At 63.9% G+C, this 22,566-nt stretch carries 16 protein-coding genes, 2 tRNA genes and 1 pseudogene; 17 read left to right on the top strand and 2 right to left on the bottom strand.

Annotation, left to right across the window (positions count from 1 at the left end):
* The first annotated feature begins 146 nt into the window (after positions 1-146).
* The 9 genes from mnmC to I6H87_RS18585 all read left to right on the top strand — a co-directional run bounded on the left by mnmC (position 147) and on the right by I6H87_RS18585 (position 11,516).
* Positions 147-2,120, top strand: coding sequence for a bifunctional tRNA (5-methylaminomethyl-2-thiouridine)(34)-methyltransferase MnmC2/FAD-dependent 5-carboxymethylaminomethyl-2-thiouridine(34) oxidoreductase MnmC1 (gene mnmC / locus I6H87_RS18625; protein ID WP_011615106.1), 1,974 nt, complete (start codon positions 147-149; stop codon positions 2,118-2,120).
* A gap of 229 nt (positions 2,121-2,349) precedes the next feature.
* Positions 2,350-3,705, top strand: a complete 1,356-nt coding sequence (tig, locus tag I6H87_RS18620) for a trigger factor (protein ID WP_011615107.1) — start codon at positions 2,350-2,352, stop codon at positions 3,703-3,705.
* A gap of 103 nt (positions 3,706-3,808) precedes the next feature.
* A complete protein-coding gene (gene clpP, locus I6H87_RS18615) occupies positions 3,809-4,459 on the top strand; it encodes an ATP-dependent Clp endopeptidase proteolytic subunit ClpP (protein ID WP_011615108.1) in 651 nt (216 codons plus the stop codon).
* A gap of 231 nt (positions 4,460-4,690) precedes the next feature.
* Positions 4,691-5,968, top strand: coding sequence for an ATP-dependent Clp protease ATP-binding subunit ClpX (gene clpX, locus I6H87_RS18610; protein WP_010810087.1), 1,278 nt, complete (start codon positions 4,691-4,693; stop codon positions 5,966-5,968).
* 255 nt (positions 5,969-6,223) lie between these two features.
* Positions 6,224-8,635, top strand: a complete 2,412-nt coding sequence (gene lon, locus I6H87_RS18605) for an endopeptidase La (RefSeq protein WP_010810086.1) — start codon at positions 6,224-6,226, stop codon at positions 8,633-8,635.
* Positions 8,636-8,825: 190 nt separating this feature from the next.
* Positions 8,826-8,901 (top strand) — tRNA-Val (locus tag I6H87_RS18600).
* Between the two features lie 344 nt (positions 8,902-9,245).
* Positions 9,246-9,845 carry a DUF421 domain-containing protein gene (locus tag I6H87_RS18595; RefSeq protein ID WP_011615110.1) on the top strand — a complete coding sequence of 200 codons (600 nt, stop codon included), beginning with the start codon at positions 9,246-9,248 and terminating at the stop codon, positions 9,843-9,845.
* Positions 9,842-10,408 (top strand): CinA family protein, encoded by a 567-nt coding sequence (locus I6H87_RS18590; protein ID WP_010810084.1) that lies wholly within the window; start codon positions 9,842-9,844, stop codon positions 10,406-10,408. The genes I6H87_RS18595 and I6H87_RS18590 overlap by 4 nt, the downstream gene beginning before the upstream one ends.
* A gap of 52 nt (positions 10,409-10,460) precedes the next feature.
* Positions 10,461-11,516 carry a DNA topoisomerase IB gene (locus I6H87_RS18585; protein ID WP_062804582.1) on the top strand — a complete coding sequence of 352 codons (1,056 nt, stop codon included), beginning with the start codon at positions 10,461-10,463 and terminating at the stop codon, positions 11,514-11,516.
* A 123-nt stretch (positions 11,517-11,639) separates the two neighbouring features.
* Here I6H87_RS18585 and I6H87_RS18580 read toward each other — a convergent pair whose 3' ends face one another.
* Positions 11,640-12,623, bottom strand: coding sequence for an SDR family NAD(P)-dependent oxidoreductase (locus I6H87_RS18580; RefSeq protein ID WP_231881395.1), 984 nt, complete (start codon positions 12,621-12,623; stop codon positions 11,640-11,642).
* Positions 12,624-12,644: 21 nt separating this feature from the next.
* On the opposite strand from I6H87_RS18580, the pseudogene I6H87_RS18575 reads away from it, so the two are divergent.
* Positions 12,645-13,127, top strand: a pseudogene (locus I6H87_RS18575) (AMP-binding enzyme); the annotation flags it as partial.
* A gap of 145 nt (positions 13,128-13,272) precedes the next feature.
* Here I6H87_RS18575 and I6H87_RS18570 read toward each other — a convergent pair.
* Complete coding sequence (locus I6H87_RS18570) at positions 13,273-13,569, bottom strand: hypothetical protein (RefSeq protein WP_041687290.1); 297 nt, start codon at positions 13,567-13,569, stop codon at positions 13,273-13,275.
* A 137-nt stretch (positions 13,570-13,706) separates the two neighbouring features.
* Here I6H87_RS18570 and I6H87_RS18565 point away from each other — a divergent pair, with 137 nt between their 5' ends.
* The 7 genes from I6H87_RS18565 (at position 13,707) to I6H87_RS18535 (ending at position 22,524) form a co-directional block, all read left to right on the top strand.
* On the top strand, positions 13,707-14,612 hold the full coding sequence (locus I6H87_RS18565) for a LysR family transcriptional regulator (protein WP_011615115.1): 906 nt from the start codon (positions 13,707-13,709) through the stop codon (positions 14,610-14,612).
* 137 nt (positions 14,613-14,749) lie between these two features.
* The gene (locus tag I6H87_RS18560) at positions 14,750-15,970 is read left to right on the top strand and encodes an amino acid aminotransferase (protein WP_011615116.1); all 1,221 of its coding nucleotides are present in this window, start codon (positions 14,750-14,752) and stop codon (positions 15,968-15,970) included.
* Positions 15,971-16,083: 113 nt separating this feature from the next.
* Positions 16,084-17,565 (top strand): aldehyde dehydrogenase, encoded by a 1,482-nt coding sequence (locus I6H87_RS18555; RefSeq protein ID WP_011615117.1) that lies wholly within the window; start codon positions 16,084-16,086, stop codon positions 17,563-17,565.
* A 23-nt stretch (positions 17,566-17,588) separates the two neighbouring features.
* A complete protein-coding gene (locus tag I6H87_RS18550; protein WP_011615118.1) occupies positions 17,589-19,058 on the top strand; it encodes an FAD-dependent oxidoreductase in 1,470 nt (489 codons plus the stop codon).
* 43 nt (positions 19,059-19,101) lie between these two features.
* Entirely contained in the window at positions 19,102-20,118 is a 1,017-nt protein-coding gene (locus I6H87_RS18545) for a Bug family tripartite tricarboxylate transporter substrate binding protein (protein ID WP_011615119.1), read from the top strand.
* Positions 20,119-20,372: 254 nt separating this feature from the next.
* A tRNA-Asp gene (locus tag I6H87_RS18540) sits at positions 20,373-20,449 on the top strand.
* A gap of 140 nt (positions 20,450-20,589) precedes the next feature.
* Positions 20,590-22,524 carry a SurA N-terminal domain-containing protein gene (locus I6H87_RS18535; RefSeq protein WP_011615120.1) on the top strand — a complete coding sequence of 645 codons (1,935 nt, stop codon included), beginning with the start codon at positions 20,590-20,592 and terminating at the stop codon, positions 22,522-22,524.
* Positions 22,525-22,566: the final 42 nt, after the last annotated feature.

Below are 22,566 nucleotides of genomic sequence, written 5' to 3'. Positions count from 1 at the left end.
GCGCCTGGACGGCGCAAATCAAGGGGCAGGGCGATGCGGTCTGCGGGAAGGCCGCTATGCTACCATCCGGCGCGAATTACCAAGCCCGCTCCCACGCCCCGGCGAATCCGCCCGGGCATTTTGCTTTTCGCCGAATTTCCTGTCCCATGCCGCGCGCACTAGAGCCCGCCGAGCCGATCCTTTCTGCCGAAGGCATCCCGTATTCGCCCCGCTACGACGACGTCTACCACAGCACCGAAGGCGGGCTGGCGCAGGCCGCCCATGTCTTCCTGGGTGGCAACGGCCTGCCGCAGGCGTGGGCCGGTCAGCGCCAGTTCGTCATCGTCGAGACCGGCTTCGGCCTGGGGCTGAATTTCCTGGCTACCTGGCAGGCGTGGCGCGCTGATCCCCAGCGCTGCGGCACGCTGCATTTCGTCTCGATCGAAAAGCACCCGTTCACCCGCGAAGGGCTGGCGCAGTTGCACGCCGGGCTGGACGGGCTGCAGCCGCTGGCGCAGGCGCTGCAGGCGCAATGGCCGCTGGCGCTGCCGGGCCTGCACCGCCTGGCCTTCGACGGCGGGCGCGTGGTGCTGACGCTGGCACTGGGCGATATCGAGCAGATGCTGCCGCGGCTGGCGGCCGGCGCGGATGCCTTTTACCTGGACGGTTTCGCGCCGGCGCGCAATACGGAGATGTGGTCGCCGCAAGTGTTCCGCGGCCTGGCGCGGCTGGCCCGGCCAGGCGCCAGGCTGGCCACGTGGGCGGCCGCGGGCTTTGTGCGGCGCGGGCTCAAGGAGGTCGGTTTCGAAGTCAGCAGGGCGCCCGGCTTTGGCGGCAAGTGGCAAATGACCGTCGCGAGCTTCCGCCCGCAATGGAAAGCGCGCCGCCATGCGCCGCCACTGCCGGCCCAATGGGCCGAGCGCCATGCCATCGTGATCGGCGCCGGCCTGGCCGGCTGCGCCGTGACCGAACGGCTGGCCGCGCGCGGCTGGCGCGTGACACTGTTCGATGGCCACGACGGGCCGGCGCGGCAGACCTCGGCGCATCGCGCGGCGGCCATGCACGCACATTTGTCCGCCGACGACAGCCTGCTGTCGCGGCTGTCGCGCACCGGCAACCAGTACGCGCTGCGTGCCTGGGCGGAGTTGGCCGAGGCCGGCCATGCGGTCGGCTGGCATGGCTGCGGCGTGCTGCAGATCGGCGAGGACGAAGCCGAGGGCGAGGCCCAGCGCGCCGCGCTGGCGGCGATGCGCTTGCCGGAAGGGTTCGTGCGCTGGATGAGCGCTGAAGAGGCGGCAGCGGCCCACCATGCCGGCGTGCCGCGTGGCGGCCTGTGGTTCCCGCAAGGCGGCTGGGTGGCGCCGCCTGACATCTGCTCGGCGCAGCTGGCGCAAGCGGGCGCTGCGGTGACGGCACGTTTCGGCTGCCGGGTTGCTGCAATCGCGCGCGTCGACGGGCAATGGCAGGCGCTCGGGCAGGACGGCGAAGTGCTGGCATCGGCGCCGGTGCTGGTACTGGCCAACGCGCATGAGGCGCAGCAACTGCTGCCGCAGCAGCACTGGACCATGCGGCGCGTGCGCGGGCAGCTGACCACGCTGGCATCCGCGCAGGTGGATGCGCTCGGCGGCTGGCCGGATTGCGTGGTGACTGGTGCCGGCTACCTGCTGCCGCGCACCGCGGACGGCGCTGGCCGGGTCGGCTCCAGCTACGACGCCGACGAGGGCCCGCTGGTGGAGCAGCCGGCGGTCCACGCGGCCAACCTGGCGCGCCTGTCCGGCATGCTGCCGCGCCAGGCCGATGCCGTGGCCGCCATCGATCCCGCGACGCTCTCCGGCTATGTCGGCGTGCGCACGGTCACGCACAACCGGCTGCCGCTGGTCGGCCAGGTGCCTGACGAGGCCGCCGCGCTGGCGCAGGCCGCATCGCTGCGCGGCGCGCACTTGCGGGACCTGCCGCGCATGCCCGGGCTCTACGCCGCCCTTGCATATGGCTCGCGCGGCCTCACCTGGGCAGCGCTGGGCGCGGAACTGCTGGCCAGCCAGATCGAGGGCGAGCCGCTGCCGCTGGAGTCGGACCTGGCCGATGCGATGGATCCGGCACGCCTGCTGCTGCGCGCGCTGCGTCACGGGCACACGGGATAGCGCCGCGGGTCCGGCGGGCGGTTCCAGGCCCGTTCCGGGCAAAATCTGCCGGAAGCGAATGAAAACCGTGCGATAATCCTCGTTTTCCGTTTGCGCGGAGCTGCCCGTTCGCCGGTGCGCCGCCCCGGCCGTCCTGTCGTGACGGCGCCGTGGCGGTAAAGCGGGCGGTACATGCGCAAGCGGTAGCACCTACGAACACAACTACATTTTCTGGATTGGATCTACGACCATGTCGAACGTGATTGAGAACCTCGGCAAGCTGGACCGCAAGGTGACCCTGGCCATCCCCAAGGCCGAAGTGGAGAAGGAAAAGCAGGAGCGCCTGGTTCGCCTGTCGAAGACCGTGAAGATGTCGGGCTTCCGTCCGGGCAAGGTGCCGATGAAGATGGTCGAGAAGCAGTACGGCCAGCAGGTCGAGTTCGAAGTGCGCTTCGACAAGGCCGCGCGCAAGTTCTTCGACATCACCAAGGAACAGGACGTCAAGGTTGCCGGCCAGCCCAAGTTCGAGATCAAGAACGAAGGCGTGGGCGAGGACGAAGTCGCCTTCGACGCCACCTTCGAGGTGTACCCGGAAGTGACCATCGGCGACCTGTCGGCTGCCGAAGTCACCCGCACCGGCACTGAAATCACCGATGCCGAAGTCGACAAGACCATCGACATCCTGCGCAAGCAGCGCGTGCACTACCACGCCCGCGGCGAAGCCGGCGAGCATGGCGACGGCGGTGCCGACGTCGCCGCCCAGAACGGCGACCGCGTGACGCTGGACTTCGTCGGCAAGATCGACGGTGAAGAGTTCGCCGGCGGCAAGGCCGAGGACTTCCCGTTCGTGCTGGGCGAAGGCCGCATGCTGCCCGAGTTCGAGCAGGCCGCGCTGGGCCTGAAGGTCGGCGAAAGCAAGACCTTCCCGCTGGCCTTCCCGGAGGACTACCACGGCAAGGAAGTGGCCGGCAAGACCGCCGAGTTCACCGTGACGCTGAAGAAGATCGAGTGGGCGCACCTGCCGGAAGTCAATGATGCCTTCGCCAAGTCGCTGGGCATCGCCGACGGCAGCGTCGAGAAGATGCGCGCCGACATCCGCGAGAACCTCGAGCGCGAAGTGAAGCGCCGCACGCACTCCATGCTGAAGGACCAGGTCATGGAAGCGCTGCTGAAGGCCAGCGAGCTGGAGGTGCCCAAGGCCCTGATCGAGCAGGACCAGGAACGCCTGGTGGAAATGGCCCGCCGCGACCTGGAGCAGCGTGGCATGCCCAACGCCAAGGACATGCCGATCCCGGCCGAGATGTTCGCGCAGCAGGCCGAGCGCCGCGTCAAGCTGGGCCTGATCCTGGCCGAGATCGTCAAGGCCAACGGCCTGGAAGCCAAGGCTGACCAGATCAAGGCCGAGATCGAGGACTTCGCCAAGAGCTACGAAGACCCGAAGGAAGTCATGCGCTGGTACTACGGCGACCAGCAGCGCCTGGCCGAAATGGAAGCCTACGTGCTCGAAAACAACGTGGTAAATTTCGTATGCGGCAAGGCCAAGGTCACCGACAAGAAGGTGTCCTTCGAGGAACTCACCGCCGAAGGCAACCAGCAGCAAGCCTGAGGCCGGAAGTGACCCGCAGCCCCGCGCCACGGCGTGGGGCGGGGGCAGCTTCCCGAGTTACCCCGGATTGCCTTGCGATCCGACGAATCCATGGAGAACATGCATGACCCGCAATGATTTGCTTGACCGTCTCGCCACCACGCAGGCTTCGGCACTGGAAACCCAGGGCCTGGGGCTGGTGCCGATGGTCGTCGAGCAGTCCGGCCGGGGCGAGCGCGCTTATGACATCTACTCGCGCCTGCTGAAGGAGCGCGTGGTGTTCATGGTGGGCGAGGTCAACGACCAGACCGCCAACCTGGTGGTGGCCCAGCTGCTGTTCCTCGAGAGCGAGAACCCCGACAAGGACGTGTCGCTGTACATCAACTCGCCGGGCGGTTCCGTATCGGCGGGGCTGGCGATCTACGACACCATGCAGTTCATCAAGCCGGACGTGTCCACGCTGTGCATGGGCATGGCGGCAAGCATGGGCGCGTTCCTGCTGGCGGCTGGCGCCAAGGGCAAGCGTTCGGCGCTGCCCAACTCGCGCATCATGATCCACCAGCCGCTGGGCGGCGCGCGCGGCCAGGCCTCTGACATCGAGATCCAGGCGCGCGAGATCCTGTACCTGCGCGAGCGGCTCAACACCATCCTGTCCGAGGTGACGGGCCAGCCGGTCGAGAAGATTGCGCGCGATACCGATCGCGACAACTTCATGAGCGGCGACCAGGCAGTTGACTACGGCCTGATCGACAAGGTCCTCGCCCGCCGCGGCTGATGCAGCGGGCCGCCGTGGCGCAATCCGCAGCGGCGGCCGGCCAGGCTGGCACGGGCTCAAATGGCGAAGGCTACACCGGAACGAGGCCCCGTGCCTCGTTTTTTGCTTTTGCCCCACAGCCGGGGGGAACCGCCGGTGGTGCCAATTGTTTTGGCGTATGATGCGTTTGAAGCGTATCGCTGGGGAGCCTGTCGCCCCGCGGTGTGCGCCCTGCATAAGTGACTGATTCCTATGGCGGACAAAAAAGGTTCATCCAGCGAAAAGCTTCTGTACTGCTCCTTCTGCGGCAAGAGCCAGCATGAGGTCAAGAAGCTGATTGCCGGCCCGTCGGTGTTCATTTGCGACGAATGCATCGATCTGTGCAATGAGATCATTCGCGACGAGGCCACGGCATCCGAGAAAGACGCCGCCGCGGCCGCGCGCTCGGACCTCCCCACGCCCCACGAGATCCGCGAAAGCCTGGACCAGTATGTGATCGGCCAGGAACAGGCCAAGAAGATCCTGGCCGTGGCGGTCTACAACCACTACAAGCGCCTCAAGCACCTCGGCAAGAAGGACGATGTCGAGCTGTCCAAGAGCAACATCCTGCTGATCGGGCCGACCGGCTCGGGCAAGACGCTGCTCGCGCAGACGCTGGCGCGCCTGCTCAACGTGCCGTTCGTGATCGCCGACGCGACTACGCTGACCGAAGCCGGCTACGTGGGCGAGGACGTCGAGAACATCATCCAGAAGCTGCTGCAGAACTGCAACTACGAAGTCGAGAAGGCGCAGCGCGGCATCGTCTACATCGATGAGATCGACAAGATCTCGCGCAAGTCCGACAACCCGTCGATCACCCGCGACGTGTCGGGCGAGGGCGTGCAGCAGGCACTGCTCAAGCTGATCGAAGGCACCATGGCATCGGTGCCGCCGCAGGGTGGCCGCAAGCATCCGAACCAGGACTTCCTGCAGGTGGACACGACCAATATCCTGTTCATCTGCGGCGGCGCCTTCGATGGCCTGGAGAAGGTCATCATGCAGCGCTCGGACAAGACCGGCATCGGCTTTGCCGCGCAGGTCAAGAGCAAGGAAGAGCGCGACGCCAGCGAAGTGCTGCCGCAGACCGAGCCGGAAGACCTGATCAAGTTCGGCCTGATCCCCGAACTGATCGGCCGCCTGCCGGTGGTCGCCACGCTGTCCAAGCTGGACGAGGCCGCGCTGATGCAGATCCTGGTCGAGCCCAAGAACGCGCTGGTCAAGCAATACCAGAAGCTGCTGGCTATGGAAGGCGTCGAGCTGGAAATCCGCCCGGGTGCGCTGAGCGCCATCGCCCGCAAGGCGATCCGCCGCAAGACCGGCGCCCGTGGCCTGCGTTCGATCCTGGAGCAGTCGCTGATGGACGTCATGTACGACCTGCCCAACTACAAGGGCGTGCAGAAGGTGGTGATCGATGAAAATACGATCAACGGCGATGCACCTCCGCTGCTGATGTACGAAGAGCAGCAGCCCAAGGTGGCGGGGTCCAACTGACGCGAGGGCTGCCAGACGTGGTAAGTGGTCGGGACCACACCGGCAGCCGGGCGAAAAGGCCGTTCGCGTAGAAGCGAGCGGCTTTTTTTGTTTATTTCTACCGACGAGAGGGAGGAAACGCGGGTATGCTGTTTCAGAGGGGCCAGCAAGTGCAGGGAGCGGCATCTGCCTGCCTTGATGAATCGATTGGCACGTATCTTGTAATCGATTCGGGCGGCCCAATTTACGCCTTAAATGACTGACTTGGGGAAAATGATGTCCGGAACACAACTCCTCCCGGCCGAGCCGATTCGCCTCCCACTGTTGCCGCTGCGCGACGTGGTGGTGTTTCCGCACATGGTGATCCCGCTGTTCGTGGGACGCCCGAAGTCCATCAAGGCGCTTGAGACTGCGATGGAGGCGGGCAAGAGCATCATGCTCGTGGCCCAGAAGACGGCGGCCAAGGACGAGCCGACCGCCGACGACCTGTATGAGGTCGGCTGCATCGCCAATATCCTGCAAATGCTGAAACTGCCCGACGGTACCGTGAAGGTGCTGGTCGAGGGTACCCAGCGCGCGAATATCCGCGAGGTGAGCGAGGACGATGCGCACTTTATGTGCGAAGCCGTGCCCGTGCCGCCCGCACCTGGCGAAAGCGCCGAGACCGAGGCCCTGCGCCGCGCGATCGTGTCGCAGTTCGACCAGTACGTGAAGCTCAACAAGAAGATCCCGCCCGAGATCCTGACCTCGCTGTCGGGCATCGACGAGGCAGGCCGCCTGGCGGACACCATCGCCGCGCACCTGCCGATCAAGCTCGAGCAGAAGCAGAAGATCCTGGAGATGGTCAATGTGACCGAACGCCTGGAAAGCCTGCTGTCGCAGCTCGAGGGCGAGATCGACATCCTCCAGGTTGAAAAGCGCATCCGTGGCCGCGTCAAGCGCCAGATGGAGAAGAGCCAGCGCGAGTACTACCTGAACGAGCAGGTCAAGGCCATCCAGAAGGAACTCGGCGAGGGCGAAGAAGGCGCCGACCTGGAAGAACTCGACAAGCGCATCAAGGCTGCGCGGATGCCGAAGGAAGCCAAGAAGAAGGCCGACGCCGAATTCAAGAAGCTCAAGCTGATGTCGCCGATGTCGGCCGAAGCCACCGTCGTGCGCAACTACATCGACACGCTGGTGAACCTGCCATGGCGCAAGAAGAGCAAGGTCAACAACGACCTCGCCAACGCCGAGCGCGTGCTGGATGAAGACCACTACGGCCTGGAGAAGGTCAAGGAACGCATTCTCGAGTACCTCGCGGTGCAACAGCGCGTGGACAAGGTGAAGGCACCTATCCTCTGCCTGGTCGGGCCTCCCGGCGTGGGCAAGACCTCGCTCGGCCAGTCGGTGGCGCGCGCGACGAACCGCAAGTTCGTGCGCATGGCACTGGGTGGCGTGCGTGACGAGGCCGAAATCCGCGGCCACCGCAGGACCTATATCGGCTCGATGCCGGGCAAGATCCTGCAGAGCCTGTCCAAGGTCGGCGTGCGCAATCCGCTCTTCCTGCTCGACGAGATCGACAAGATGGGCATGGATTTCCGCGGCGATCCGTCGTCGGCGCTGCTCGAGGTGCTGGACCCGGAACAGAACCACACGTTCCAGGACCACTACATCGAAGTGGATTTCGACCTGTCCGACGTGATGTTCGTGGCCACGTCGAACTCGCTCAACATCCCGCCGCCGCTGCTCGATCGTATGGAGGTGATCCGCCTGTCGGGTTACACCGAGGACGAGAAGGTCAATATCGCGCAGCGCTACCTGTTGCCCAAGCAGATCAAGAACAACGGTCTGAAGGCAGGCGAGATCGAGGTTGCCGAAAGCGCGATCCGCGACATCATCCGCTACTACACACGTGAAGCGGGGGTGCGTTCGCTGGAACGCGAGGTCTCCAAGATCGCGCGCAAGGTGGTCAAGCTGCTGCTGCTGAAGAAGGAGTCGGGCACGATCAAGGTCGATTCCGAGAACCTGGACAAATTCCTCGGCGTGCGCAAGTACGATTTCGGCCTGGCCGGCAAGGAAAACCAGGTTGGCCAGGTCACCGGTCTGGCGTGGACCGAGGTGGGCGGCGATCTGCTGACCATCGAAGCCGCGATCATGCCGGGCAAGGGCAACATCACGCGTACCGGTTCGCTGGGCGATGTGATGAAGGAGTCGGTCGAGGCCGCACGTTCGGTGGTGCGTTCGCGGGCACGTCGCCTGGGTATCACGGATGAGATGTTCGAGAAGCGCGACATCCACATCCACGTGCCTGAAGGCGCCACGCCCAAGGACGGCCCGTCCGCAGGCGGTGCCATGACCACGGCGCTGGTGTCGGTGCTGACCGGCATCCCGGTGCGCGCGGATGTCGCCATGACCGGCGAGATCACGCTGCGCGGCGAGGTGCTGCCGATCGGGGGCCTCAAGGAGAAGCTGCTGGCGGCCCACCGGGGCGGCATCAAGCTGGTGCTGATCCCGGAGGAAAACGTCAAGGATCTGGCCGAGATCCCCGACAACGTGAAGAACGCCATCGAGATCGTGCCGGTCCGCTGGATCGACAAGGTGCTGGAACTGGCGCTCGAGCGCAAGCCCGAGGCGTTGCCTGAAGAAGATGCCAAGCCCGCCGAAGTGGCGGACAAGGCCACGGCCAAGGTTGAGCGTCTGCATCACTGACACAGCTTTGGCCGCATGAACGAAACGCCGCGGGGTAGCGATGCCCGGCGGCGTTTTTTTGCGCGCACAGGCCTTGGCAAACCGAAATCACCTGTATTACACTTGCGCCCTCGCAACGCAAACCACGGCAACTGCCGCGAGGTGTGGAGCGATCAGCAAGTTGCAGGCAGCCAGCCTGTGATGGTCGAGCGGGTGCTTAGCTCAGTTGGTAGAGCGGCGCCCTTACAAGGCGTAGGTCGGGGGTTCGAACCCCTCAGCACCCACCACGCTTGACTAACAAAATCAAGGACTTAGAGCGATCTAAGTCCTTTTTTGTTGGTATTTTCATCTCCCTCCGGCCGAGCCGCGCGCTAAATTGCTGTTCCGCCGTTGCTCGGCATGGCGCTCCCGGCCGGTGTTTTCCGGCGTCCCACAGATAAGCGCTATTCGCTCCCGATGTTGCGCGCGCTCTGCGCAGTTTTTTCAGGCCTGGCCCGGCACTGCACGTACGATTTCCCCGCATTCCCGCGCGAATGAGCGCATATGGGACGTGCACGGCAGCACGGCCCAGTGTCGTGAGCCTGGCGCGGAACTTGCGGAACCAGTCAGGAAATCGACTGCGGACGCCGACATGGACAGCGTGGAAGTGATCGTCGATGCGATGCGCAAGCTCGTGGGCGAAGGTGACGACCTGGCGTGGTGGCAAGGCGCCGTGCGTGCCGCCATCATCTTCGCCGGCACCTGGGCGATGCTGCGGTTGGCCGGCAGGCGGGCCTTCGCGCAAAAGACATCGTTCGACCTGTGCATCATGTTGCTGCTGGGCGCGGTGTTGTCGCGCGCCGTGGTCGGGGCCACTTCGTTCGCGGTGGCGTTTTCCGCCGGGCTGGCATTGGTGCTTCTGCACCGGGTGGTGGGCTGGCTGTCGAGCCGTTCTCCGGCATTCGACCGCGCCACTGGCGGCCACGCGCTGGACCTGCTGCGCGAGGGGGAACTGGACCGGGAGCGCGTGAGCCACGCAATGCTGACCGAGGAGGACCTCAAGGCCAACCTGCGTGCGACACTTCAGACCGACAGCTTCGACGACCTTACCCGGGTGGTGCTGGAGCGCGACGGCAAGGTGACGTTCGTGAAGGGCCGCGGCGGCGACGGCCGCGTACCCGCAGCACCGGCCACGCATGCTGTCTCGCGCAGCAACGGAGTGTCTGTGCAGGCGTCGGAGGCGCAGCGATGACGCTTGGGGAAAACGGCAGCGACAACGGCAGCATTGCGCGCTATTTGCTGCGCCACCATTTGCATGTGGTCACGGCGGAGTCCTGTACCGCGGGGCTGATCGCCTCGCGCATCGCCGAGGTGCCGGGTTGCGGAGATGTCTTGCACTGCGCCATCGTGGCGTATTCGCCCTCGGCCAAGGAACAGTTGCTGCACGTGCCGCCTGAGACCATCAGGCAACACGGACTGACCAGCGAGGCGGTCTCGCTGGCGATGGCGCTGGGCGCCATGGAGATGACCGGCGCCGACCTCGCGATCGCCAACACCGGCGTCGCCGATGATGGCGGCGATGGCGATATCCCGGCGGGCACGCAGTGCTTTGCCTGGGTGTTCCGCCGCCACGGCCATGCGGCGCGTGATGTGCTGCGGAGCACCGGGGGTATTGCCGCGTTCACGGAAACGCGGCGCTTTCCGGGGACGCGTAACGCCGTACGCGAAGCCGCTGCCGACTGGGCGCTGGCTCGCATTTGCCATTACCACGAACAGGCGCAGCGCGGGCAAGGCCACTGTGGCCCGCACGCATAAAGCGCCGGAAGACCCGGACGGCGCGCTGGCAGCCCCGGAAAGAGACCCAGCCTTGGATAGTGCCCTCCCGACTAATGGTGCCGACAAAGCGTTGCGTACGGTATTGCGCGAGGCCGGGTTGCGTTATGTCGATGACAGTATGCCGGGCATCGGGCGCCGCCGTCAGGGCGGCGGCTTTGCCTACATCGACGCCAACGGCAAGCGCGTGGACGATGCCGCCACGCTGGCACGCATTGCTGCGCTGGCGATTCCTCCTGCCTACGAGGAAGTGTGGATCTGTGCGAACCCTGCGGGCCACCTGCAGGCGACCGGGCGCGATGCGCGCGGCCGCAAGCAGTATGTCTACCACCCTGAGTGGAGCGCGCAGCGCGATTCGGACAAATACGCGCGGTTGCCGGCCTTCGGCAGCGTACTGCCCCGCTTGCGGGCGCGCGTCGCGCGCGACCTGCGCCGCAACGGCATGCCGCGCGAAAAAGTGGTCGCGGCGGTGGTGCAACTGCTCGACGCCACGCTTGTGCGCGTGGGTAGTCCGCAATATGCGCGGCAGAACCGCACCTACGGCCTCACCACGCTGCGCCGCCGCCATGTCACCGTGCGCGGCAGCCGGCTGCGTTTCCAGTTCACTGGCAAGAGCGGCATCACCCACGACGTATCGGTCAACGATCCGCGCCTGGCCCGCATCGTGCGCAATTGTGCCGACCTGCCAGGCCAGTGCCTGTTCAAGTATCGCGACAGCGACGGCGAGATCCGCGAGGTCGGATCCGCCGACGTCAACGCCTACCTGCAACAGGCGACCGGCGGCGACTTCACTGCCAAGGACTTCCGCACCTGGGCGGGCAGCGTGCATGCGCTCGCGCTGCTGCGCGCGGCCGGCGCGGACGGCGAAGCAGCGCGCAGGAAGTGCGTGGCCGAGGTCATCAAGTCAGTGGCCCAGCGCCTGCGCAACACCGTGGCGGTGTGCCGCAAGTGCTATGTCCATCCGGCGGTGATCGAGGCCTTCATCGACGACGGATTGCAGGACTGCGCGCGCGTCGCCATCGTCAGCCGCCTGCGTGCCGACGAGGCACGGCTGCTGAAGCTGCTTGCAGAACGGGCCAGGACTGCATAGGGCGTCCCGCGGTGAGCCTCGAGCGTCGAAAGGCTGACGGAAGAACCAGGGCTGGACGTCCGGCCGGAGGATGGCGACCCAGTATGAGAACGGCCCAGCAGCCACAGGACAGGGCGCTCCGATTCAGCGCTGCGAAGGAATGTTGCCGCCGTCGACGATGAGCTCGGTGCCGGTGACGTAGCTGGCCTCGTCCGACAGAAGGAAACGGACCACTCGCCCGATCTCCGCGGGGGTGCCGAGGCGGCCCAGCTGGATGCGTCGCTCGAAGGTGCCTTCGGGCAGGGCATCGATGGCAGGTTGAAGCATCGGTGTGTGGATCTGTCCGGGAGAGACGGCGTTGATGCGGATGCCGTCGCGGCCCAGGCTGTCCGCGAGCGAGCGCACCAGCGAGAGCAGGCCGCCCTTGGAGGCGGAGTAAGCCGGAATCAGGGCGTTGCCCAGCGTGGCATTGATCGACGCGATGCCGACGACTGCCGCGCCAGGTTGCGCGCGCAGGTCAGGCAGCATGGCTTGCACCAGCAGGGCCATGGCGCGCAGGTTGACATCAAGCACCGCGTCCCAGCGCGCCTGTGTAAGGCCGTCGATCCCGCTCTGGTCCACCACGCCGGCAGCATGCACCATGCCGCCCAGCGCCGGCAGGGCGGCGCGGGTGCGGACCAGCGCGTGTTCCAGGCCGGCGGGGGCGCGCAGGTCGATGCCGAGCCCGAAGGTGGGCACGTCATAACGTTCGGCGAGCGCCGCGGCGACGGCACGCGCCTTGTCCTCCTGGATATCCCAGATGGCGACCGGCCGGCCGATGGCGGACAGGGCCGCTGCACAAGCCTCGCCAATGCCGGACGCGCCGCCGGTAACCACGACCGCGCTGGCCGGCGTGTTGAGGGTCACGCGAAAATCGTCGGTGACAGGGTGTTGGGTCGTCACTGGATGTCTCTCCCGGATGTCATGGTTGGTCGCGCAGCGGCGACATGTCGGCCGATATTCGCGGCTGATAGGCGCATTGTTTCCGGTCACGCGGGGTGCGACATAGTCCAAATGGACCAAAACAACCGCGCCCGAGACGATTTTTTCGCCATGGCACCCTCCGGCCAGGGCGATGCGTCTGCTCATCGTACCGTCAGCTCGCTGAGTGGCGGTGACCCGGGCGAAGTGTGGATCCGCGGCTACACCGTCATGCGTGGGTACTTCGACGGCGAGGCCGCCACACGCGAGGCCATCGACGACGCGGGGTGGCTGCATACAGGCGACATCGGCAGCGTCGACGCCGCCGGAAACCTGTGTATCACCGGCCGGCTCAAGGACATGTTCATCGTGGGCGGCTTCAACTGCTATCCCGCGGAGATCGAGCACCTGATTGGCACGCATCCGGCGGTGGCGCAGGTCGCGGTGGTCGGCGTACCCGATACGCGCCTGGGCGAGGTTGGCCGCACCTTCGTGGTGTTGCGCGAAGGCGAGAGCATGAGCGGGGAGGTATTGCTGGAATGGTGCAAAGCCCGCCTGGCAAACTATAAGGTGCCACGTTCCGTGGCCTTCATGGCGGCCCTGCCGACCAATGCCGCGGGCAAGGTCGTCAAGCATGAGCTGATGGCGCTCCAGGCGCGCATGTGCGCCTGAGCGTGCAGGCGGAATTGGCAGCCGAGTGGCAGGCCCACGCCGTGATGCAGGCGCGGCTCGAGGCGGGGCGGGTCGAGCTGTTGCAGATCGTAAAATAGCCATATGCAACAGTGGGAACAGCAAGCGCCGGTGTCAGGCATGCGTATCAGCGCATCATCCTGGCGAAGGATCGGCCACGCGCGCTGCGGAACAGTCGACTCAATGCGGCATCGCCACTGTCTCCGGCCTTGCGCTCGCAATGTCGCCACAGATCCTGGGAAACAACCGCGTGTAGCTCCACCGCGGCAGCGAGGCAGATGATCTGACGTTCGATGTCGTCAGCCAGGATGGCATCCTGCAGCAAGGTAATGGCCTGATCCCGGTCGAGAGGGCTGACAAGAGGCTCTAAGGGTGCGGCATCGAGAATCGCCTCGCGAATTCGTGCCATCAAGTTCTGGGTCATAGCATTTCCGGATCGTATCCGCCGTCTGCAGGACCATGCGGGTTGCCCCGGAGTATTGGCGAAACCGCGTAATACGGGCAACTGAGTAATAATCAACAACTAATGCAATCTGAGTAAGCAAGACGTGGATGTGAGCCATGAGACGTAAGATTCCAAGCACGATCGCCCTGGCGGTCTTCGAGGCGGCAGCAAGGCAAGGCAGTTTTGCCCGTGCGGCAAGCGAGGTGTGCCTGACCGAGAGCGCCGTGAGCAGGCAGATCGCGACACTGGAAACATATCTGGGCGTCAAGCTCTTCACGCGGGTCCGCAAGCAGGTCGTTCTCAATGATGCCGGCCGCCTGTATCTGAAGAATATTGCGCGTAACCTTGCGGAGATAGAGGCACACACCTCCGCTCTGATGGCGCACAAGGGCGTTGGCGGCGTGCTTGAACTGGCGGTGATCCCCACGTTTGCAAACAGGTGGCTGCTGCCGCGCCTGCGCGATTTCCGTGAGCGTCATCCGGACATTATTCTCAATCTCTCAGAGCGCCCACTGCCCTTTAGCTTTGACGAAACCAACTTCGATGCGGCGCTCAATTTCGAGCATCCGGCCTGGACCAATGTGGTAAGGGTCGACCTGTTTGACGAAGAACTGGTCCCGATCGTGAGCCCCCGCTACTTTGACACCCAGCTCTTGGGTGCGCCGGCAGACTTGGCGGAACTGCCGCTCTTGCACAAGTCCACCCGGCCAGAAGCATGGCGGCACTGGTTTGCGATGGCCGCGGTGGCGGACTTTACACCGGTTTCGAGCATGCATTTCGAGTTGTACGGCATGGTCATCGAAGCTGCGCGAGCAGGGTTAGGCGCTGGCCTGGTTCCCCGCATGTATGTACAAGATGAGATCGAGCGCAACGATCTTGTCGTGCCGTTCGATCTGTCTCTTAAGCACGAGAAGCGCTATTGCCTCGTGTATCCGGAACGGAAGAAGGACTCGGCGCTCGTGCAGCTATTTCGAGACTGGGTGGTCGGGATCGAAGCGGAGTGGAAATCCCGGCTAAAGTAGGGTCGATAAGTTGCGTTCGCGTAACTTTTTGGGGGCTACTTGCGCCAGGCGCATCAGTACTGGAGAAAAACTCGTTTTACTGCCGTTCCAGGCGACACGGAGAATGACTCGCTCCCACCAAGTAGAGCGAGTTCAAGATGTTTCTGACGTCCCTTCCAATGGCTCCCAGGGATCCAATCCTTGGCCTGAACGAGCAATTTGCACACGATCCGCGTCCTGAGAAGGTGAACCTTGCGGTAGGTGTCTACCACGACGATGGTGGCCGGATTCCCCTGCTCGAATGCATTGCAAACGCTGAGGCTGACCTGGTAGCGGCGAGGCTGCCGCGCGGTTATCAGCCTATCGACGGCACTGTGGCCTTCCAGCATGCAGTTCTTCCCATCGTCTTCGGTATCGACGCGGACTCGGCGCTGGCCAGGCGCGTTGCCACGGTGCAAACGGTGGGCGGAACCAGTGCGCTGCGCCTTGGCGCAGAATTCGCGAGACGATGGGGGGCGCCTGCGCGTGCCCTGATTAGCGAGCCGACTTGGGAAAACCACCGCGGAGTACTGTCAAGGGCGGGTTACCAGGTTCATACGTATCGCTACCTTCCGCGCGATGCGGAGCAGCCAGACCTGAGCGGCATGCTGACCGACCTGTCGCATGCAAGTGCCGGGACGGTTGTGGTCTTGCATGCCTGCTGTCACAACCCGACCGGGTACGACCTGCCCCAGGATGCCTGGCCGGCGATCATCGATATCATCGCGCAGCGACGTCTGATACCACTGATTGACATGGCATATCAGGGCTTCGGGGATGGCCTCGACGCCGATGCGCGTGTGGCTCGCGCATTTGTGGAGGCAGGATTGCCATGCATGGTGGCCACGTCATTCTCAAAGAACTTCTCGCTGTACGGCGAGCGAGTCGGGGCCCTCTCTGTGGTTTGTCCGACAGAAGATGTGGCTGTGCGCGTGCGCTCGCAGTTGAAACTCCTGATCCGTACGAATTACTCGAATCCGCCATCCCATGGCGGGCGGCTGGTCACGCAGGTCCTGACCACGCCATTGCTGCGAGAGCATTGGCAGGCAGAGCTCGAAGCGATTCGCCTGCGGATCTGCCGCATGCGCACAGAGTTAAGTGAAGCGCTCAAGGCCCGAGGTGTCGATAAGGATTTCGCCTTCATCGAACGCCAGAAGGGCATGTTCAGCTATTCCGGTCTCAAACAAGCCCAAATGGAGTACTTGCGCGAAGAGTGCGCCATCTACGGGGCTGACTCGGGTCGCATCTGCATCGCTGCGCTCAACAGCCAAAACCTTGCGCGTGTGGCAGACGCGCTGGCGGCTGCATTCCGGCTGAATCTTGCGGCCTCCAGATCGTGAGAAAACCTCATCAAGTCCACAGTTCTTCTCGTTTGCCGTCGCGCGTTGTGGCCGCCAGAATATCCCCACAATACAGCGCTTTTCGCTGGCCTTACTCACCTCAGGAGACATAGATGCAGCCGCGATACCAACTCTTCATCAATAACGAATGGGTTGATCCGAGCCGAGGTCAATGGTTTGAATCGCTCGATCCGTTCACCGGCGAAGCATGGGCCGAGATTCCGCGCGGAACACGCGAAGACGTCGATCGCGCGGCTCAGGCTGCCGCCGCAGCGATGAAAGGGCCATGGTCCAAAATGTCGGCGACTAACCGCGGGATGCTGCTGTACAAGCTGGCCGGACTGATCGAAGAGAACATCGATCTGCTGACGGAAGTGGAAGCGCGTGACAATGGCAAATTGCGCAGCGAAGTACGAGGCCAGGTCGGCTATGTCGCCAAGTACTTCTATTACTATGCGGGCATGGCGGACAAGATTCAGGGCGCGGTCGTGCCGATGGACAAGCCGAAGGTGTTTAACTACACCCGACTGGAGCCGGTGGGCGTCGTTGGCACGATCACGCCGTGGAATTCTTCCCTGCTGCTGACAGCCTGGAAGGTTGCGCCTGCCCTTTGTGCGGGCAATGCGATCGTAGCCAAGCCGTCCGAGCACACCTCGGCATCCCTGCTGGAACTGGCCAGGCTGTTCGTCAAGGCGGGCTTTCCGCCGGGTGTCTTCAATGTGGTGACGGGATTCGGCAGGGATGTCGGCGAGCCGCTGGTCGAGCATCCGCTAGTGCCCATGATCGCCTTTACCGGGGGGGATGAAGGAGGCCGACGCGTCAATCTTGCCGCGGCGGCACACTTCAAGAAGGTCACCCTGGAACTTGGCGGAAAATCACCGAATATCGTCTTCGACGATGCCGACCTCACCAACGCAGCAAATGGGGTCATCACCGGGATCTTCTCGGCAGGTGGCCAGACTTGCATGGCCGGCTCGCGATTGCTGCTGCAGGAGAGCATTCACGACGAGTTCGTCGATCGGCTGGTTGCAATCACGAGCAAGGCGAAGCTCGGTGATCCCGCGCGTTCGGATGTGCAGATGGGGCCTGTGGCGACCCGTCCGCAGTTTGAGAAGGTGGTCGACTACATCCGCATTGCTCGGGAAGACGGGGCGACCTGTGCTTTCGGTGGCAAGACGCGCAGCGGCGCGGACTACGGCGCGGGTCAGTTCGTCGAGCCGACAATTTTTACCAATGTGACCAACGACATGCGCATTGCGCAGGAAGAGGTCTTTGGCCCTGTACTGTCTGTGCTTAAGTTCAAGGATGAAGACGATGCGCTGCGCATCGCGAACGATATCCGGTTCGGCCTCGCGGCCGGCGTATGGACCAAGAGTCTGCACCGAGCCATGTACATGTCTGAGCGCTTGCAAGCAGGAACGGTCTGGATCAACAACTACCGCTCCACGAGTTTCACCACGCCATTTGGCGGCTACAAGGATAGCGGTCTAGGGCGTGAGGGTGGCACAGAGGCGGTCAAGGAGTTCATGGAGACCAAGAGCGTATGGGTATCCACCGATCTCGAGATGCCGGATCCGTTTGTCCGGAAGTACTAAAAGCAAAAAAGAGGAGACGCACGATGAGCGCTGCACACAGTGCCGCCTACTACGATGTCGTCGTTATCGGTTGCGGCATCTCCGGCTTGTCGGCGGCCGTGGCTGCCGCGGGGAAGGGTGCTCGCGTGGCCGTGCTTGAGCGCGCCACGCGAGCAGAGTATGGCGGCAACACGCGATGGACCGAGGCGTACTTCCGCATGAAGAGCGATACCGAGGTCAGCGACGATTTCGATGACTTGCTGAGCGCCAATGCGGGCGACAATCTCGATCCCAACGTTGTTCGCAGCATGGCCGCACCGTATGCAGAGTGGCCCGCGTACGTGAAGGCACATGGCATGCCGGACCCCGAACTGCTGTCGACGCTTTCGTGCGAAGCTGGCCCGACGGTGCAGTGGCTCCAGACCTTTGGCATTCGCTTTGACGCGCTGCCCACTTACTTCGTCACGGCGGCGGCACCTCGGCTAATGCCGGTTGGCGGAGGCCTGGCCATGATCGAGGCATTGCATGCGCGTGCTGGCGATCTTGGCGTCAAGTTCTACTACGAGACGACAGCAAACTCGCTGTCCCGGCGCGACGCCAATGGCCAGCTTCGACTGGGTCTGGTTGGCGCCGATGGGAATGCATTCGAACTCCTCGGCCGCTCGGTTGTGATTGCGTCGGGTGGATTTGAAGGCAATCCGGAAATGCTGACGCAGTACATGGGGCCCGCGGCGCGCTATATCCGTCCTGTCGCACGCGGCGGCTACTACAACAAGGGCGAAGGAATCCGCATGGCGCTGAACCTGGGTGCGGCACCAGCCGGAGATTTCAGCTCGTTTCACGCCGAGCCGCTGGATCCCCGATCCGCACAGGTCGAAGCGCTTGTGATGAATTTTCCGTATGGGATCCTGGTGAACAAGCTCGGTCTACGCTTTACGGATGAGGCGCCGGGACCGGTCGACGTGCATTACGATCATATCTCCCGTGCGATCAAGGACCAGCCAGACGGCATCGCTTACGTCATCTTCGACGAGCGGATCAACGATGTGCCGAACTGGAGAAAAGGCATTCGCACAGATCAGCCCCCCCTCCAGGCAGGAACGCTGGCAGAGTTGGCGCAGCGTTGCGGCATTTCCGCTGAGGGCCTTGAAGGGACTGTGCGAGGGTTCAACGCGGCTTGCCCTACCGGGACTTTCATGCCGCTCGAAGAGGACCATCTTGCGACCTCAGGCATTCTCCCCAGGAAGTCCAATTGGGCACGCCCCATTGCCAGCGCACCCTACTATGCCTATCCGATCATGCCTGGCATTTGTTTCACGTTCGGAGGCATCAAGATCAATCGGGACGCTCAGGTTGTGGACGCCGACGGCAAGGCTATCCCCGGACTGTATGCCGCGGGCGAAGCATCGGGCCTTTACTACCAGGTCTACACGGGGGCTACGTCGGTAATGCGAGGCGCGGTATTCGGAAAGCTTGCCGGCGAGCATGCAGCGCAGCAGGCAGTCCACAGATGACTGCGAACCACACGATGGCACATTAGAACAGTCAGGAGACAACATGAACTTCATGGTATCAGTGGGGCGCTTTGCTGGAAGCGCCAAGGGAGGCGTTCGCCTTGTGGGCGCCGCTGCGACGCTGTTCGCCGCAATGTGGGCGGCCAATCCGGCAAACGCTCAACCGGGGTGGACGCCCACTAAACCGATTCGGCTGGTCGTTCCGTATGCGCCAGGCGGGGGAACGGATGTACTCGCCCGCCTTGTCGTGGCGGGCATTGGTAACGGACTTGGCCAACCCATCGTGGTGGAGAACCGGCCGGGTGCCAACGGCGTGATTGGTGCCAATGTCGCTTATGCATCGCCACCGGATGGGTACACGTTGCTGTTTGCGGCCGCCGACTTTATTTCAGTCGCACCGTATATTCACAAGAAGGTCGTCCAGTTTCAGCCCAATGGCTTCCGGCCCGTTGCTCCCGTAGCCAAGATGGGCTTCGTTCTGGCAAGTCGTCCAGATGCCGAGACCAGGACTGTCCAGGACATCGTCGCGAAGGCAAAAGCCAGCTCACTTTCCTATGGTCATTGGGGGCCGGGGAGCATGGCGCAAATGGGCATGGAATTGCTCAAGACCAAGGCGCACATCAACAACATGCTCGAAGTGCCGTTCGGCGGCGCTGCACCGGTCATGACAGCTGTCATGGGTGGTCAAGTTGACTATGCATTCATTCCCACACCTTTGGCGGTCGCCAACAAGACCAAACTGCGGCTTTATGCATTGGGATCTCCTGAGCGCTTCCCGTCAATCAAGGAGATTCCTACGCTCACCGAAAGTGGCTATGCCATCGACGCTGACACCTGGTTTGGCGTGCTCGCTCCGCCAAATACGCCGCAAGTGGTGGTTGATGCCATCCAGGCGCAGGTGACTCGCGCCACGTCCCAACCAGAGTTCCGTGCACGCCTCGCCGACATGGGCTATACGCCAATCACGATTGACCCCAAGAAGTTCGGTGAATTTGTCCAGGCTGAGAATCAACGATGGGGCGCGGCTGTCAAGGCGGCAAGGATACGGATTGAGGAGTAAGGAGTTTGCGCTGAACGCCACCTCATCGGGCAGAGCGGCGAGGGTACAAGGTTGAGTCATCCGGGTATTGCGCAGATGATGAACACGAGCTATAGTTCGGCCTCTTGCAGCAGGGCACGGTCGGCAAGGGAAGGTTGGTAGGCGTTGTAGGCTTATGATTTGTAAGGAAATTCGATTCCCTTGCAAGGCGTCCTCAGCACCCGCTACTCGCCATCGCAAGGGCATGTGCATCGCCAGCAGCAAGCGCCGACACAGGAGTGGTAGTTCAGTCGGTTAGAATACCGGCCTGTCACGCCGGGGGTCGCGGGTTCGAGTCCCGTCCACTCCGCCAGTTTTACGGAAACGCCCGCATTAGCGGGCGTTTTTCATTTGCTCCCCCATGTTTCCCACCCTGCACAAGGGTGCGTGCCCAGCGGCTCCTGATAGAATTGTGGAGTTTGTCTTTCGTGCCAATCCACTACCCGAATCCGCATGCTTGATTTCGTACGCAACAACCGGCGCCTGATGCTCTTGCTGCTGCTGGTGCTTGTTTTCCCGTCGTTCGTGTTCTTCGGCGTGGAAAGCTATTCGCGCTTCATGGACAGCTCGCACGATGCCGCCAAGGTCGACGGCCGCGCCATCAGCGTGCAGGAGATCGATAACGTCGTGCGCGACCAGAGCGAACGCGCGCGCCAGGTCCTGGGCGCCAGCTATGACCCGCGCCAGTTCGAAGGCCCGGACGCCCGCAAGGCCGTGCTGGACCAGCTGATCCTGCAGCGCGTGATGGCCAGTGCCGTGGCGCGTGAGCACCTGACCGTGTCCGACGCCAAGCTGCTCGAGGAAATCAGCAACCTGCCGGCGATCGCGCAGTTGCCGCGCACCAAGGACGGCAAGGTCGACGACAAGGCCTACCTGCAGCTGCTGCAGTCGCAGGGCATGACGCCCGAGCAGTTCGATGCCCGCATGCGCTTCGAGCTGGCCACGCAGCAGCTGGGCGCATCGGTCGCCGCGACGGCATTCGTGCCCAAGTCGCTGCTCGATCGCCTGATCGCCGTGCGCGATCAGCAGCGCGATGTGCAGGCGCTGCTGTTCAAGCCGGCCGGCTACACCGCCAAGGTGCAGCCCGATGCAGCCGCGCTGAAGGCCTACTACGACAGCCACCAGCAGGCCTTCTCGGTGCCGGAACAAGCCAAGGTCGAGTACCTGCTGCTGTCGGGCGAGGCCCTGGCCGCGACGCAGGCGGTCACGCCCGAAGAGCTGAAGTCCTACTACGACAGCAATATCGCGCGCTTCCGCATCGACGAGCAGCGCCGCGCCAGCCATATCCTGATCAGCGCGCCGAAGGATGCGCCGGCCGCCCAGCGCCAGGCCGCGAAGGACAAGGCCACCAAGCTGCTGGAGGACCTGCGCAAGCACCCTGACACCTTCGCCGACGTGGCGCGCAAGAACTCGCAGGACCCGGGCTCGGCCGAGAAGGGCGGCGACCTGGGCTTCATGGGCCGCGGCGCGCTGGTCAAGCCGTTCGAGGACGCCATGTACGCGCTCAAGGATGGCCAGGTCAGCGACGTGGTGGAAACCGACTACGGCTATCACATCATCAAGCTGACTGGCATCAAGCCCGCCGAGACCAAGCCGCTGGAAGCCGTGCGCACGGAACTCGAAGCTGAGCTGCGCAAGCAGTTCGCCGACAAGAAGTTTGCCGAGCAGGCCGATGCCTTCGGCAACACCGTCTATGAGCAGGCTGACAGCCTCAAGCCCGCCGCCGACAAGTTCAAGCTGACCATCCAGACCGCCGACAACGTCACGCGCCAGCCGAACCCGGCGCTGGGCGCGCAGAGCCCGCTCAACAACGACAAGCTGCTCAAGGCGCTGTTCAGCGACGACGCGATCAAGAATAAGCGCAACACCGAGGCCGTCCAGGTGGCCCCGAACACGCTGGTGGCCGCGCGCATCGTCGAGTACCGCCCGGCGGCCGTGCGCAAGTTCGAGGAAGTCGAAGCCAAGGTGCGCGAGGGCTATATCGCCCAGCAGGCGGCCGAACTGGCGCGCAAGGACGGCGAGGCCCGGCTTGCCGCACTGAAGAAGGCAGACAGCGCCGACGGCTTTGGCGCGGTGCAGACCGTGTCGCGCGCCAAGGCCGAGGGTATGCCGCCGAAGGCGGTCGAAGCGGTGCTGCGCGCCGATGCGAACAAGCTGCCCGCGGTGGTGGGTGTCGACCTGGGGGCCGAAGGCTACGCGGTCTACCGTATCACCAAGGTCAGCCAGCCGACGCAGGCCAACCCGGCGCAACGCCAGGCCGAAGCGCAGCAGCTGTCGCAGCTCGCCGGCCAGACCGACCTGCAGGCATTCTATGAAAGCCTGAAGGCACGCTCGAAGGTCAAGATGCTGACGCCGGTGGGTGCCACGCAGCCGCAAGGCGCCGAGTAAGCGCCAGATCAGCCCCGGCAGCCCCGCTGCCAGCAAGGACCC

It is taken from the genome of Cupriavidus necator (assembly GCF_016127575.1).
GTDB classification, from domain to species: Bacteria; Pseudomonadota; Gammaproteobacteria; order Burkholderiales; family Burkholderiaceae; genus Cupriavidus; species Cupriavidus necator_D.
The sequence above is the reverse complement of the archived record's forward strand: the minus strand, read 5'-3'. Positions and strand labels throughout refer to the sequence as shown.